12 protein-coding genes are annotated in these 14,246 nt (G+C 37.1%); 2 read left to right on the forward strand and 10 right to left on the reverse strand.

The features are described 5' to 3' along the window. Positions 1-46: 46 nt before the first annotated feature. The 5 genes from leuD to DWA31_RS15575 form a co-directional block, all read right to left on the reverse strand. Positions 47-658 carry a 3-isopropylmalate dehydratase small subunit gene (leuD, locus tag DWA31_RS15555; RefSeq protein WP_114327484.1) on the reverse strand — a complete coding sequence of 204 codons (612 nt, stop codon included), beginning with the start codon at positions 656-658 and terminating at the stop codon, positions 47-49. A gap of 106 nt (positions 659-764) precedes the next feature. Then, positions 765-2,189, reverse strand: a complete 1,425-nt coding sequence (gene leuC / locus DWA31_RS15560; protein ID WP_114327485.1) for a 3-isopropylmalate dehydratase large subunit — start codon at positions 2,187-2,189, stop codon at positions 765-767. A 1-nt stretch (position 2,190) separates the two neighbouring features. Next, positions 2,191-3,294 carry a 3-isopropylmalate dehydrogenase gene (gene leuB, locus DWA31_RS15565; RefSeq protein WP_114327486.1) on the reverse strand — a complete coding sequence of 368 codons (1,104 nt, stop codon included), beginning with the start codon at positions 3,292-3,294 and terminating at the stop codon, positions 2,191-2,193. Between the two features lie 128 nt (positions 3,295-3,422). Next, positions 3,423-4,985 carry a 2-isopropylmalate synthase gene (gene leuA / locus DWA31_RS15570; protein WP_114327487.1) on the reverse strand — a complete coding sequence of 521 codons (1,563 nt, stop codon included), beginning with the start codon at positions 4,983-4,985 and terminating at the stop codon, positions 3,423-3,425. Positions 4,986-5,324: 339 nt separating this feature from the next. Beyond that, positions 5,325-6,836 carry a capsule assembly Wzi family protein gene (locus DWA31_RS15575; RefSeq protein WP_168427372.1) on the reverse strand — a complete coding sequence of 504 codons (1,512 nt, stop codon included), beginning with the start codon at positions 6,834-6,836 and terminating at the stop codon, positions 5,325-5,327. A 165-nt stretch (positions 6,837-7,001) separates the two neighbouring features. On the opposite strand from DWA31_RS15575, the gene DWA31_RS15580 reads away from it, so the two are divergent. Further along, positions 7,002-8,045, forward strand: coding sequence for a CDP-glycerol glycerophosphotransferase family protein (locus tag DWA31_RS15580; protein WP_114327489.1), 1,044 nt, complete (start codon positions 7,002-7,004; stop codon positions 8,043-8,045). An 8-nt stretch (positions 8,046-8,053) separates the two neighbouring features. Here the strand turns inward: DWA31_RS15580 and DWA31_RS15585 are convergent, their stop codons facing one another. The 4 genes from DWA31_RS15585 to gmd are packed head-to-tail and all read right to left on the reverse strand — an operon-like array spanning position 8,054 to position 12,414. Then, the gene (locus DWA31_RS15585) at positions 8,054-9,145 is read right to left on the reverse strand and encodes a glycosyltransferase family 4 protein (protein ID WP_114327490.1); all 1,092 of its coding nucleotides are present in this window, start codon (positions 9,143-9,145) and stop codon (positions 8,054-8,056) included. A 27-nt stretch (positions 9,146-9,172) separates the two neighbouring features. Continuing rightward, the gene (locus tag DWA31_RS15590) at positions 9,173-10,357 is read right to left on the reverse strand and encodes a DegT/DnrJ/EryC1/StrS family aminotransferase (protein ID WP_114327491.1); all 1,185 of its coding nucleotides are present in this window, start codon (positions 10,355-10,357) and stop codon (positions 9,173-9,175) included. Beyond that, positions 10,338-11,276 (reverse strand): GDP-L-fucose synthase family protein, encoded by a 939-nt coding sequence (locus DWA31_RS15595; RefSeq protein ID WP_114327492.1) that lies wholly within the window; start codon positions 11,274-11,276, stop codon positions 10,338-10,340. Before DWA31_RS15595 ends, DWA31_RS15590 begins: the two co-directional genes overlap by 20 nt. A 28-nt stretch (positions 11,277-11,304) precedes the next feature. Further along, entirely contained in the window at positions 11,305-12,414 is a 1,110-nt protein-coding gene (gene gmd / locus DWA31_RS15600) for a GDP-mannose 4,6-dehydratase (RefSeq protein ID WP_114327493.1), read from the reverse strand. Positions 12,415-12,553: 139 nt separating this feature from the next. Here gmd and DWA31_RS15605 point away from each other — a divergent pair, with 139 nt between their 5' ends. Then, positions 12,554-13,435 (forward strand): alpha-1,2-fucosyltransferase, encoded by an 882-nt coding sequence (locus DWA31_RS15605; protein WP_114327494.1) that lies wholly within the window; start codon positions 12,554-12,556, stop codon positions 13,433-13,435. Between the two features lie 70 nt (positions 13,436-13,505). Here the strand turns inward: DWA31_RS15605 and DWA31_RS15610 are convergent, their stop codons facing one another. Next, positions 13,506-14,138, reverse strand: coding sequence for a TIGR04211 family SH3 domain-containing protein (locus DWA31_RS15610; protein ID WP_245942649.1), 633 nt, complete (start codon positions 14,136-14,138; stop codon positions 13,506-13,508). Between the last annotated feature and the right edge of the window lie 108 nt (positions 14,139-14,246).

Genomic DNA, 14,246 nt, shown 5'->3' on the forward strand with positions numbered 1-14,246 from the left:
ACCCGTTCCAGCTGAATCATGCATCTTCAAGTGGAGCGGGTATATGCTACTGCCAGCTTGGCATTTTACTTTCAAAAGCTTCGATGGTCTCAAGCTTATTTAATGTCCAACCGACACTATCAACACCTTCTTCTAGACAATACTTGTGAAACTTACCTAGTTCAAAGCTAAAGCTAACTTTAGCGCCACTTTCATTAATGAAAGAAACGTTATTATTTGCTAAATCAACCGTTAAGTTTAGTTTTGCACCTTGAGCTTGAGCGAATAATTGATCAATTTCATCTTCGCTTAATTTAATCGGTAAAAGACCAATGTTAATACAATTCCCGTAAAATATATCAGCAAAGCTAGGTGCAATAACGATTTTAAAGCCAAATTCTTCTAATGCCCAAGGTGCATGTTCACGACTAGAGCCACAGCCAAAATTTTCACGAGCAAGTAAGATACTAGTGCCTTTATATTCAGGTTTGTTTAATACAAACTCAGGATTTGGCTCTTTGCCACTGTGATCAAGATAACGACTATCGTGAAATAAATGTATACCAAAACCAACACGTTCAGTTTTTTGTAAAAATTGCTTTGGAATGATTTGATCGGTATCGACATTAGCGATATCTAATGGCACAACCAAGCCAGTATGTGTGGTAAATTTTTCCATGATGGAACCTTTAATTATTTGCTTGTCATCCTCGAGGTGTCTTAATCGGGGATCCAGTTTTTAAATCGAGATTCCGGCTTAAGATACAACCGGAATGACGGTTCTTTTATTTATTTAAATCGACAAAATGACCGGCAATCGCTGCTGCTGCTGCCATTTCTGGGCTGACTAAGTGAGTACGACTTCCGCGTCCTTGTCGACCTTCAAAATTACGGTTACTCGTTGAAGCACAACGGTCACCTTCTTCAAGTACATCGTCGTTCATACCTAAACACATTGAACAACCTGGTAGGCGCCACTCAAAACCAGCATCAGAAAATACTTTATCTAAGCCTTCGTTTTCTGCCTGCGCTTTTACGCGATATGAACCAGGAACAACAATAGCATCTATTGAACTTTGCACACTTTGGCCTTTGGCGGTGTAATCTTTAACAACACTTGCAGCAGCTCTAAGATCTTCAATGCGTGAGTTAGTACAAGAGCCGATAAAAACTTTGTTAACGCTAATATCTGTAATTTTAGTACCGGCGATTAGGTCCATGTAAGCTAAAGCGTTTACACATGACTCTTTCTCAGTAGGGTCATTAAAATCATCAGGAGAAGGGACAATACCATCGATACTAGTGACTTGTCCGGGGTTAGTACCCCAGGTAACTTGTGCTTTAATATCTTTCGCTTCAAGCGTGATAATGCTGTCGAATATGGCATTATCATCTGATTTTAGTTGCTTCCAATCATTAACCGCTTGTTGCCAAATATCGCCTTTCGGGGCATATTCTCTACCTTCAACATAATCAAACGTGGTTTGATCAGGGGCAACTAAACCAGCTTTTGCGCCAAACTCTATGCTCATGTTACATACAGTCATGCGTTCTTCCATACTTAATGCTTCAATAGCTTCACCGCAATATTCAACTACATAACCAGTTGCGCCAGCACTGCCAGTTTTGCCTATGATGGCAAGAATAATATCTTTTGCGCTTATTCCTTTGCCAACATTGCCTTTTACTTCTACCTTCATGGTTTTAGCTTTTGTTTGACGCAAGGTTTGTGTAGCAAAAACATGCTCAACTTCAGAAGTACCAATACCAAAAGCTAATGCGCCAAATGCACCATGAGTTGCGGTATGAGAATCACCACAAACAATAATAGTACCAGGTAAAGTTAAACCAAGCTCAGGCCCCATAACATGAGCGATACCTTGGTTTTTATGTCCCATACCAAATAACTCAATGCCAAAGTCTTTACAGTTTTTTTCTAGCGCGCGTAATTGATTAGCAGCGCCTTCACCAGCAGCATCAATTTTGATAGAGCGAGTTGAAATATTGTGATCCATGGTCGCTATCGTACGCTCAGGATGGCGCACAGGACGATTATGAAAACGCAAATTAGCAAAGGCTTGCGGTGAAGTTACTTCGTGAATTAAATGACGGTCAACGTAAAGCAATGGTGTTTCACCTGCTTTTTCTTCTACTAAATGCGTTTGCCATAATTTTTCATATAATGTTTGTGGTGCAGTACTGGTTGTCATGTTAAGCGCTCTCTTTTTTCTGGGCAGTAATGTGTTGACAGATATAATCACCAACTTCGCTGGTGGTTTTTGCATTTTCTCTTTCACCTGCGGGTAATAAGTCAGCAGTTAATATGCCGTTATCTAAAGCGCTAGCTACTGCTTCTTCAATCGCATTTGCTGCAGCATCTTCATTTAAACTATAACGAAGCATTAATGCCGCTGATAAAATTTGTGCTACAGGGTTGGCAATGCCCATACCTGCTATATCTGGCGCACTTCCGCCTGCAGGCTCATACATGCCAAAGCCTTGTGCATTCAGACTTGACGAAGGTAATAAGCCCATAGAGCCTGTGATCATCGCGCAGATGTCAGATAAAATATCACCGAACAAGTTTGGACATAACATAACGTCAAATTGATTAGGATCGCGCACTAATTGCATTGCCGCGTTATCAACATATAAATGCTCTAATTCTACTTCAGGGTATTCAACGGCAACTTCTTCAACGACTTGACGCCATAATTGACTGGTAGCTAAAACGTTAGCTTTATCTACTGACGTTACTTTGTTATCACGTTTTTTCGCTGCTTGAAAAGCCATATGAGCAATACGTTTTATTTCACGACGTGAATAAAACATAGAATCGAAACCTGTTTCTTCTTCGCCTTCGCCTCTACGACCTTTTGGCTCACCAAAATAAATATCGCCAGTCAATTCGCGAATCACTAATACATCAAAACCTTGCTCTGAAATGTCACTACGTAAGGTTGATAGTGATGACAGGGCAGGCTGCAATGTTGCTGGGCGCATATTACAAAATAATTCAAAACGAGAACGTAAATTTAACAGTGCACAACGCTCTGGTTGTTCGGTTGGTGGTAAATTTGCCCACTTAGGGCCACCGACAGAGCCAAATAAAATGGCGTCACTTTCTTCACAACCTTTCATGGTTGCATCAGGTAGAGCATTGCCGTGAATATCAATAGCAGCGCCACCGACATCATAATCTTTAGTGTTAATTTCTAACTCAAATTTGGCTGAAATAGCGGTTAACACTTTTTTAGCTTCAACCATTACTTCTGGGCCGATACCATCACCGGCTAAAATTGCTATATTGGACATGTTCTTGGTAACCTTTTAATTTTAAATTTATTACAAAAAACGGATCTTCGATCAGGCACTTCGAAGATGACAACAGTAAAGCCGTCATTCCCGTGGTGTTTTAATCGGGAATCCATTGTTTTTGTTTGTTATTTTTCTGCTTTCAATTCTGCAATAGTCATGGCGCGGCGGATGCTATTCAAGGCATGAATAAGTGCTTGTCCTGATGCTTCAATAACATCGGTTTCTAAACCATAGCCATGGAAGTTTCTGCCTTGCCAAGTGATAACTAAATCAGCTTGACCTAAACCATCTTCACCTGAGCCTTTATTTGATATTTTATAATCACTTACGTCGAACTCAATATCAACAGTTTGCTTGATAGCTTGATATAAAGCATCAACTGGTCCATTGCCTGTAGCAGCGTGAACTTTACTTTCTTCAGTATCACCAGAGATTAATTTAATACTCGCAGTAGCAAAATCACCATCACCACATTGCACTTTTATATTTTCCAAGCGGTAATAATCTTTCAAATCTTTTTGTTGTAATTTAAAGACTAACGCTTCTAAATCATCATCGAATACCTGGCCTTTTTTATCTGCTAATGCTAAAAAATCAGCGTAAAGTTCTTCGATATCATAATCATTTTCTTTATAACCTAAACTTTCCATTCGGTGGTTAATTACATGGCGACCACTGCGTGAGGTAAGGTTTAATTTTGTTTTAGCAATACCGACACTTTCAGGCGTCATTATTTCATAAGTATTACTGGCTTTTAACATGCCGTCTTGATGAATGCCTGATGAGTGGCTAAAAGCATTTCCACCAACAATGGCTTTATTTAATTGCACGGGCATATTGCATAACGTACTGACTAACTTAGAGGTACGAGCAATCTCTTGATGGTTAATATTAGTATTTACGCCTAATAATGCCTGGCGAGTTTGCATGATCATTGCTACTTCTTCTAAAGAACAATTACCAGCACGCTCACCAATACCATTAATTGTACATTCAATTTGACGAGCACCCGCTTGTACTGCCGCCATAGAATTAGCTACGGCTAGCCCTAAGTCGTTATGACAATGTACAGAAATAATTGCTTTATCAATATTAGGTACGCGGTTGAATAAGTTGGTGATAATGCCTTGGAATTCAAATGGCAAAGTATAACCGACCGTATCTGGAATATTTACGGTCGTTGCACCTGCATCAATGGCTGCTTCAACCATACGACATAAATTATCAATTGGCGTTCGACCCGCATCTTCACATGAAAATTCCACATCGTCAGTAAATCTACGTGCATATTTTACCGCGTGCACAGCCATGGCTTGTACATCAGAAAATTCTTTTTTTAATTTTTGCTGTACATGAACATCAGAAGTAGAAATAAAAGTATGAATACGAAATTGATCAGCTACTTTTAATGCCTGTGCACACGCATCAATATCAGCTTCAACGGCACGTGCTAAGCCACAAACACGGGCATTTTTAATGGTACGGGCAATTTCCTGTACTGACTCAAAGTCACCGGGTGAAGATACTGGAAAGCCAACTTCCATAATATCAACGCCTAAACGCTCAAGTGATAAAGCTATTTGTAGTTTTTCATGTACTGATAAGCTAGCGTTTAATGCTTGCTCGCCATCGCGCAAGGTTGTATCGAAAATAATGACATTGTCATTTGTTGCTGCTTTATTACTCATTTGCTTATCCTTTATATGCCTAATTGTTGTTTGCTAATTATGTATTGAAGCTAACTAACGCATAGACGTAAAAAAACCCGCGTTAATTAGCGCAGGTTTCATTTGAATATCTTATTTGTTTATCTCTAATAAATGAAGTAATTAAATAAGCAATAAAACCTAACCGCGCATGATGAGTGCGAGGAGGTTGAATGTAGAGTGCTTTATTAATTTTATCATTTTATTGGGTAAACTATCTGTTCAAAAATTACTATGTACATATTAATAACGCATATGCTCTAACACTGTCAAATGAAATATTATTAAGTGCTAGATAAATTAGTTATATGTCGCTTAATACTAGAGATTATACTCAACCATAAAAGAGGCATTGAAATCTGTTTCATCACTAATATCATTATCAAAAGTTGACTGGCTTATCTCTGCGGCTAAGGTAAAACGCCAGTTTTTATAATCATGCAGAACACTACTTGATACCATCCAAACTTGTTCGGCAATACTGGTCACGGTATTGCCAATGATTGGGTTGTCAGGGGCTTTGTCTTGATTATCATAATTTAAATCTAAATAACGTATTTTGGTAGTGAGCCGCGTATTTGTATCGAGCTGAGAAAAAGCGCCTAACACATAGGTTTTCGCATCGTTCTCATAAGTGCTACCAATAGTACGGCCATTATAACGCATACCTGTTTGATAACTTGAGTGCTCATAATAACAATCACCAATATTATCTCTCTCTCCACAATCAGCCAAACTATCAGCTAATTCGATAAATATGGTGCTTGGCTTGCCAAAAATAGCTAAATGAGCGTCAAAGCCAACTTGGGGTTGTGCTTTGGTAACATATTTTAGCGTGCCTTCAGCACCGTCTTCGGCAAATTTTTGTCCGTAAACGCTCATCGGAATATTAAACAAATTAAAACTATAACGTAAATCATAGCCTGCTTGTTGATTCGCAGGGTTTGGCGTGTTTTCATTACAAACTACATCATCAATACCACAGTTAGTTTTACCAAGCAGTACATCGCCAAAAGTTGATAAACTTTGAGAACGACCATCGCCACCCCATTGCGCTAAGCGAGTAATGCCTAATTCTAAATTTTTAAACGGCTTTAAATTTAATCTAAACCCCCACAATAAGGTGTTTTTAACTACACGTTCATCATCCATTTTTCCCATAAAACTGGTTACAGTCCATGGAATATCAAATTCAGTAAAAGGCACAATAAATGGTTCGGCTGATTTACGTGAAATCGCGAGTGCCGTAATTGGGCGAGCATTATTGGTTAAGCTTAAACTCGTATCCCAAGTTGGACCATACCAGCGATTTTGTCGCCCCAAAGAAATTACCCAATTACCAACAAATGCGGCAATATAGCTTTCATCTAAACGGGTCTTTTCGCCATCAATAGGATCATGGGTATAGCTTGGAGCAAACTTAGCAGCAAAATTTTCGAACAGTATACTTGAGTGTACACTGGCACTATTTTTATCGCTGACTTGATCGCCAAAACTGGTAAAACGCTTATTTTCAACACCTACTTGCGCTTTTAAACGTGTTTGGTTGCGATTGGCTAGCTTAAATTGATGATTAATATAATGATAAGCGCTTTGCTGATTTGAACTTAAATTATCGAGGGCGATACTTTTAATATCGCGAATAATATCGTTCCACATTAACGGGTAAGTAGTTACTGGAGTAATGATATGACCAGTGTCAGCAAGTAGTTGAATATTAGCTTTTAAGTAAATGTCTGAAGTGTCTATCCAAGGTTCAGCTAAAGAGTGCGTGCTTAAGGTTATACCTGCCGCTAAAATTAGCGCAGTAAAGAGTGAGTTAGAAGATAGCATGCTAGGAAATACCCATTTAATAATTTTACAATTCCATTTGATTTCATCATGGAAATATACATTAACGCAGAAAAACTGGATTATACGTGTTTTCATCGCTGTTATATAGAGGTAAAATGGTGATAATTAACAGGTCTTTATTTCATTAGATAAGTTGAATGTTTCATGTCTGCAAAACGCTATTTGTTTTATATTTCTCAAAATTACTCTTATGCTATTTTACGACCTTTGCAAAATATTATTTTAGCGAGAGGCGATCAAGTTGCTTGGTTTTTAGAGGGCAAAGAAGTTAATGCGAGTTATTTATTAGCAAATGAAATACAGCTTAAGTCGGTAAACGCAGTACAGCAATATAAAGCCGATGTGGTCTTTATTCCGGGAAATGTGGTACCTAGTTTTATTTCTGGCATTAAAGTAGGTGTATTTCATGGATTTAATTCTGGAAAATTAAATAGACGCGGTTTTGAAGATCACTTTAATATTCGTGGATGTTTTGATTTATATTGCACTCAAGGCCCTAACACTACCTTACCTTTTATTGAGCTTGCAAAACAACATCAACACTTTTCAGTGAAGCAAACGGGTTGGCCAGCTTTAGATCCTTTATTTGATTTAACCAATGTTAGTAAAGGGGCGAAACCAATCATTTTAATGTGTTCTACTTTTTCTAGAGCATTGACTTGCGCACCTCACTTGTTTGAAACCGTCAAACGTTTAAGTGAAAGTGGTAAATGGCAATGGCTGATCCAGTTTCATCCTAAAATGCCAAAAGAGATTATTGAGCAATATAAAAGCCTCGAAAGTGGAAGCTTATCCTTTATTGAAACTGATAATGTTATTCCTTTATTACAACAAGCAGACGTAATGGTTTGTGATACCTCATCTGTATTAATGATGTTTTTAATGTTGAATAAACCCGTGGTAACTTTTAATAATATTTCACCACAAGATTATATGGTTGATATTAATGATGAAGATAAATTAGAAGAAAGCATTGAATATGCGCTTTCTTATCCTGCTGAATTAAAAGCTAAAGTTGAGTGCTTTATTAAGGACACTCATCCTTATGTTGATGGCGAATCCTCACAACGAGTGTTAGCAGCTGCTGATGAGTTGTTAGCAGGGCAAAATGTGGCGGTAAAAAATAAGCCGCTAAATTTATTAAGGCGTTTTAAAATGCGTAAAAAGTTAAAATATTGGCAATTGTAAACCTAGGATTATTTTTTAATCAGACTTAAAAAATATTCTTCCATATTAATAACTGTTTTAGTATGAGACATCTTGTTCGTAATTACGTTTGTGGCGTTATTAGTAAGTTTTTTTAATGTTGCTTTATCGTTATAAAGTAATCTTATTTTTTCGGCAATAGCACTAGCATCACCAATAGGTACTAGATAGCCGTTAACTCCATTTTCTATCGTTTCTAAAACCCCATCATTGGCTGAAGAAACTACTGGTGTGCCATTAGATAAAGATTCTAAAACGGTTCTGGTTAAGCCTTCTTTACTTAATGAAGGAAGAATGAGCAAATCACAGGCTTTGGCAATGGCTGGTACATCACTTCTAAAGCCTGTTAGTATAATGCGCTCCGCCATGCCTGAGTTTTTAATTTGATCAATAAACGGTTGTTTTTCTATATCATCGCCAACCAAAATAATTCTTAAATCGATAATATCACTTAGCTCTTTTGTTGCTTCAAGTAAAATGTGCGTACCTTTATGAGGCCTTGGGCTACCAACACATAAGATGTTGAAATACTTATCATCACTACCAAGTGTCGTTAAATCTATAGCGGGATCTTGATACCAACTTAAATCATGACCCTTGTAAATAGTTACTATTTTTCTTTTTATCGAGCTTCTGACTTTGTTTTTTACGTTAATAGTTACAGGGCTTGAAACACAGATTACCCCATCAATTCTTGGGTGTAGCATGCAAAGATAATTGCTAGGATCGGTTTTATACATACCACCAGAGGTACCACGATAAGCGATCATTTTTGCTTTGGTACCAATACAGCCAAAAGCGGCGTTAGGGATACCTTTTGATTCAGTGGCATAAACAATATCAATGTCATGTTGCTTGATGTATTGATGAACTTGTTTTATTACCGCCCAACTGTGCTTTTTAAGTGAGGCTAATTCAACGATGGTTATATTGAATTTCTTGTATTCATCAATATAGGCATTGGTCATACAGGTCATTATGGTAATATCGTGACCTGTTTTGGCTAAATCAATGTAGCACTCTGCCTCAGGACGAACAGCATGGTAAGAGCGACCACGGTTGGGAATAACTAATATTTTCATGAGTCCCCTTTATATCAGGCGTTAAATTTATGTGAGAATTTTAGCAAGCAGTTTGATTTCTTTTTCGATATCATTTTGATGATTACCTACAAACAAACCATGTTGATCTATGTATTCAGCGGCTTCCATTGAGCTGCCTATTTCATAATCGAAATACTCTAATACTTGTGAATTTTTAAGAAAGTTACCAGTAACAATAGGGCGGCATTCAATACCATTTTCAGTTAAAAGTTTTACTAATTCAGGGCGTGAATAGGGGGCGTTTTCTTTTAAGACCAATGAAAAACCAAACCAACTACTTTGCCCAGTTTCTTGTTGGATCGTTATGTACGGGTGAGCAGTAAATAATTGCTGGAATAGTTGCGCATTTTTTTGTCTGATGGTAATAAAATCGGGTAATTTCTTTAGCTGTTGAATGCCTAAAGCACCACTCATTTCGAGCGGACGAGCATTATAACCAGGTAGCATAAATTTAAATGACTCTTCAAAAGGATCATCACTTTTTTCACCACTGACTTGATTGAATTTAGGTAAGTTACGGGTCCAGCCGTGGGCACGAATACACAATAAAATGTGATACAACTCTTCGTCGTCGGTAACAATACAGCCACCTTCCATTGTGGCAATGTGATGTGAGAAAAACGAGCTAAAAGTGCCCATAATACCGAAAGTTCCAGCCTGTTTACCCTGTAAAGTAGCGCCCATTGATTCACAATTATCTTCTAATATAAAAATATTTCGTTCACCAATAATCTTTTGCATCCGCTCATAATCATTAGGGTTACCTAGTAGATTTACAGATAAAATGGCTTTAGTTTTATCTGTAATGGCAGCAGAAAGTTTATCCAAATCGATATTTAAGGTATCTCGATCTATATCAACAAACTTCACCTTCAGACCATATTGCTGAAGTGGAAAATAAGTCGTTGACCAAGAAACTACCGGAACAATAATTTCATCACCACGTTGTAGCTTTAGAGCTGAATTTTTGGTGAAAAATAAAGCTGCTATCATCAATAAATTAGCAGTTGAACCAGAGCTGACCATTAGCGCATATTTACTACCAAAAAAAGTAGCAAATTTTTTTTCATATTGTGCGACTTGTTTACCCATGGTGAACATATCTGAGTCGATTACTTTTTGAATCGCTCCATATTCATGTTCATCCCATGTGCTACTTGCTAACGAGTACTTAGTTAGTGAATTGGTCATTATTTTTCTCACTTAAATAAAATTCTATTGTTTTTTCTATACCCGAAGTTAAGCTAGTTTTATGTGACCAACCAAATGCTTTTAGTTTGCTGTCATCAATGAGCTTTTGTTTCATACCAACAGGTTTGCTTAAATCATGTTTGAAAGCGCCTTTATAACCAACAACTTCGGCTATACGCTGATAATATTCATTAATAGTATAATCTGTACCTAGGCCAACATTCATATTTTGTGGCATTCGATCAAAATGCTCAATGGCATAAAAAATAAATTCAGCTAAATCACCAGCATACATAAACTCGCGTCTTGCTTCGCCATCACCCCAAATCTCTATTTCAGCAGTGCTATCTTCTTTAGCTGTAATGATTTTTTTAATTACTGCGGGGATCATATGTGAGTTGTGCTCAGAAAATTTATCGTGATGACCAAATAGGTTACAGGGAATAATCGTCTTGTATAATAACTCAGGTTGCTCTTGATTAATGTATTCACATAAGCGCGTAGCGGCAATTTTAGCTAGGGCGTAACCTTCATTAGTTGGCTCCAGTTCACCTTTTAGAATTAATGTTTCTGATAAAGGGTTTTGTGCATCACGAGGGTACATGCAAGAGCTGCTTAAATTTAAAAACCGCTTAATGGCAAACGTTTTGGCAGAATTGAGTATGTTAAGTCCCATCTGCATATTGTCGACTAAAAATTTTACAGGCTGGGCCATATTAGCTTGAATACCGCCAACAATACCGGCGGCATGAATAATCATTTCAGGTTGATGCTCAGTTAAAAACTTTTGTACCGAGGCATTGTCGAGTAAATTAAGTTCGCTACTGCTAGGTGTTAAAAAATGATGTTTGTGTTGTTTAGCAAGTTCAAGAATGTTTTTGCCAACCATACCATTAGCGCCGGTTAATAATATTTTCATTGTGATAATTACTCTATTCTTGTGCTCTTTACTTTTGAAGGTTATGTGCTTTTAATATTGCTTGTTGTTTAGCTTTACGTAAATCACTCTCGATCATCTCAGCACACATCTCTTCAACGGTGATTTGTGGTACCCAGCCAAGTTTTGCTTTCGCTTTTGATGGGTCACCTAATAGTGTTTCTACTTCAGCAGGGCGGAAATAACGTGGATCTACTTTTACTATTGTATCCCCCACTTGTAGTGCAGGGATATTATCGGCAGTAATTTTACTTACTCGAGCAACCTCATCGATACCTTTTCCACTAAACTCAAGTTCAATACCCGCTTCTTTTGCTGATAGTTTAACAAACTCTCTGACACTAATTTGTTTGCCAGTAGCAATAACAAAGTCGTCAGGCGTCTCTTGTTGCAACATCATCCACTGCATGCGTACATAATCTTTAGCATGCCCCCAATCACGTAAAGCATCCATATTACCTAGGTACAAGCATGACTCTAAACCTTGAGATATATTAGCGATTGCACGGGTAATTTTACGGGTTACAAAGGTTTCTCCACGACGAGGAGATTCATGATTGAATAATATGCCGTTACAGGCATACATACCATAAGATTCACGGTAGTTGACTACTATCCAGTAGGCGTACATTTTGGCTACGGCATAAGGCGATCTTGGATGAAATGGCGTTTTTTCAGTTTGTGGTATTTCTTGAACTTCGCCGTAAAGCTCAGAGGTAGATGCTTGATAAAATCTAGTTTTCTTTTCTAATCCTAAAAAGCGTATGGCTTCTAATAAGCGTAATGTACCCATTCCGTCAACATCAGCGGTATATTCAGGACATTCAAAAGATACAGCTACATGGGATTGTGCACCAAGGTTGTAAACTTCATCAGGTTGTACTTCTTTTATAATACGGGTCAGGTTTGAAGAATCAGTTAAGTCACCATAATGTAAGAAAAACTTTTGATTTTGGTTATGATTGTCTTCGAATATGTGATCGACTCGTTCAGTATTTAACGATGAAGCTCGGCGCTTTATACCGTGAACTTCATAATCTTTTTCTAATAAAAGCTCAGCCAGATAAGAGCCATCTTGGCCTGTGACACCAGTGATTAAAGCTACTTTATTTTTTGTCATTTGCTGATCTCTTTTTTAGTATGAGTATGAACTGTCAGGAATTATACGGGGTTATTCTGATGAAATCTCGGCTTTATTAATGATAGCTTGATAAATTCCGTGTAAAATAAAAAATAATAATACTTAGAGGGTAACACCTGTGAAAATAGTAAGAATCTGTGGCGGTTTTGGTAATCAATTATTTCAATACGCTTTCTTTTTAGCAATTAAAGAAAAGTTTAATGAAACGGTAAAGCTTGATGCTTTTGATATGGAAAGTTATGCATTGCATAATGGCTTTGAATTAGAACGTATTTTTAAGCTCAATGCTGATTACTGTACTATGGCTGAAAAAAAACAGTATCAGGGTACTAAAAATATTTTTACTAAATTAACGAAAGAAGTTAGAAAGCATATACCGTTTATTAACACCTCTTATATTAAAGAAAAAAAGCATCACCACTTTACTTTTCAACCTGAAAATTTTGGTACTGTGGACACCGATATTTATTATCGTGGCCCATGGCAAAGCCCGCTATATTTTGACGATGTTGAACACGTATTACGTGAGCATTTAGTTTTTCCTGAGTTTTCTGACGCCAAAAGCATTGCTCTTTGTGAAGACATTCAAGGTCAAGAAACGGTAGCTATTCATATTCGCCGAGGTGATTACTTAAAGCATAAAGCTTTAGGTGGAATTTGTGACTTACCTTACTATGAAAATGCTATTGAGAAGATTGAAACGTTAGTAGATAACCCCTTATATGTTGTTTTCTCAGATGATATTGAATGGTGTAAAGAAAATATTAAGGTTAAAAACGCTCGATTTGTTGATTGGAATTCAGGAGAGCAATCGTTTCAAGATATGCATTTAATGAGTTTATGTAAACACAACATCATTGCTAATAGCAGTTTTAGCTGGTGGGGAGCTTGGTTAAATGCGAATCTAAATAAAATAGTGATCGCGCCAAATAAATGGATTCACTACACGGATGCTTCGGGAATTTTACCTGAGCAATGGTTACAAGTTTCAACTAAGTAAATAAACACTTTAAATTTTAGCTATTAGTAAAGGCTGTATTGCTTCTACTAATAGCGCGATGAAAGAAATATTAACTCCAACTGTCCATTGAACTACGACGACGTGCAAAAAATCTGGGTATAATCAAGCCTAATATTAAACCTACACTTAATACGATAGCGCCGTTATAAAAACGTTGCGTTAATATTTTAGTATCTTGATCTTTTACTTTACTCATGGTTGTTTTGAGCTGTTGTTCAACTTGTTTTAATTGAGTTGATAGCTGTTTTTTATCTTTACTCAGTATTTCGACAGAACTTCTTAATTGATTAACTTCACCATCAAGCTGATTAGTGTAATCACTACTACCGGCAATCTTGCCATTAAGTTCTGCTACAACAAAACGTAAACCAGGTTTAGTGGTGAGATATTTTGTTTCTACCCAAGTATTACGATTTTTATCATCAATAATTTCACTGTAGCCTTTATCTGATTTCCCAGTTGTTTTTATCTCTGAACCCGCATTAATAGTGCCTAATATGCGATAATTTGTACCAGGGCCGGTATGCATGTATATCGATAAATCATCAGAAATAAAGCCTTGTTTATTTTTTGATGAATTAGTTTCTTGTGCTTGAGCAGATATGACAGCAAAAAGTAAAATGGTAAAGCTGACAAATATTTGCTTAATTTTTTGTTTTACGACCTTAGAAGACATTTTCATGAAATAACCACTGGATAAATAAACTATTGAAACTCAGATATTATGTGTTTGGCGCTTTGATAGCAAGTTAAGATTGAGTATCTAGCCTAACAGAGTGTATGCTGTTAG

It is taken from the genome of Candidatus Colwellia aromaticivorans (assembly GCF_003333305.1).
GTDB lineage: Bacteria > Pseudomonadota > Gammaproteobacteria > Enterobacterales > Alteromonadaceae > Colwellia > Colwellia aromaticivorans.

Bases quoted from the DNA above. Each gene is read 5' to 3' on its own strand.
- DWA31_RS15585 (WP_114327490.1), bottom strand. From the start codon at position 9,145: ATGAAAATATTAGTTATTCCCAACCGTGGTCGCTCTTACCATGCTGTT.
- DWA31_RS15575 (WP_168427372.1), bottom strand. From the start codon at position 6,836: ATGCTATCTTCTAACTCACTCTTTACTGCGCTAATTTTAGCGGCAGGT.
- DWA31_RS15595 (WP_114327492.1), bottom strand. From the start codon at position 11,276: ATGAAAATATTATTAACCGGCGCTAATGGTATGGTTGGCAAAAACATT.
- DWA31_RS15590 (WP_114327491.1), bottom strand. From the start codon at position 10,357: ATGACCAATTCACTAACTAAGTACTCGTTAGCAAGTAGCACATGGGAT.
- leuC (WP_114327485.1), bottom strand. From the start codon at position 2,189: ATGACAACCAGTACTGCACCACAAACATTATATGAAAAATTATGGCAA.
- leuA (WP_114327487.1), bottom strand. From the start codon at position 4,985: ATGAGTAATAAAGCAGCAACAAATGACAATGTCATTATTTTCGATACA.
- gmd (WP_114327493.1), bottom strand. From the start codon at position 12,414: ATGACAAAAAATAAAGTAGCTTTAATCACTGGTGTCACAGGCCAAGAT.
- DWA31_RS15580 (WP_114327489.1), top strand. From the start codon at position 7,002: ATGTCTGCAAAACGCTATTTGTTTTATATTTCTCAAAATTACTCTTAT.
- leuD (WP_114327484.1), bottom strand. From the start codon at position 658: ATGGAAAAATTTACCACACATACTGGCTTGGTTGTGCCATTAGATATC.
- leuB (WP_114327486.1), bottom strand. From the start codon at position 3,294: ATGTCCAATATAGCAATTTTAGCCGGTGATGGTATCGGCCCAGAAGTA.
- DWA31_RS15610 (WP_245942649.1), bottom strand. From the start codon at position 14,138: ATGAAAATGTCTTCTAAGGTCGTAAAACAAAAAATTAAGCAAATATTT.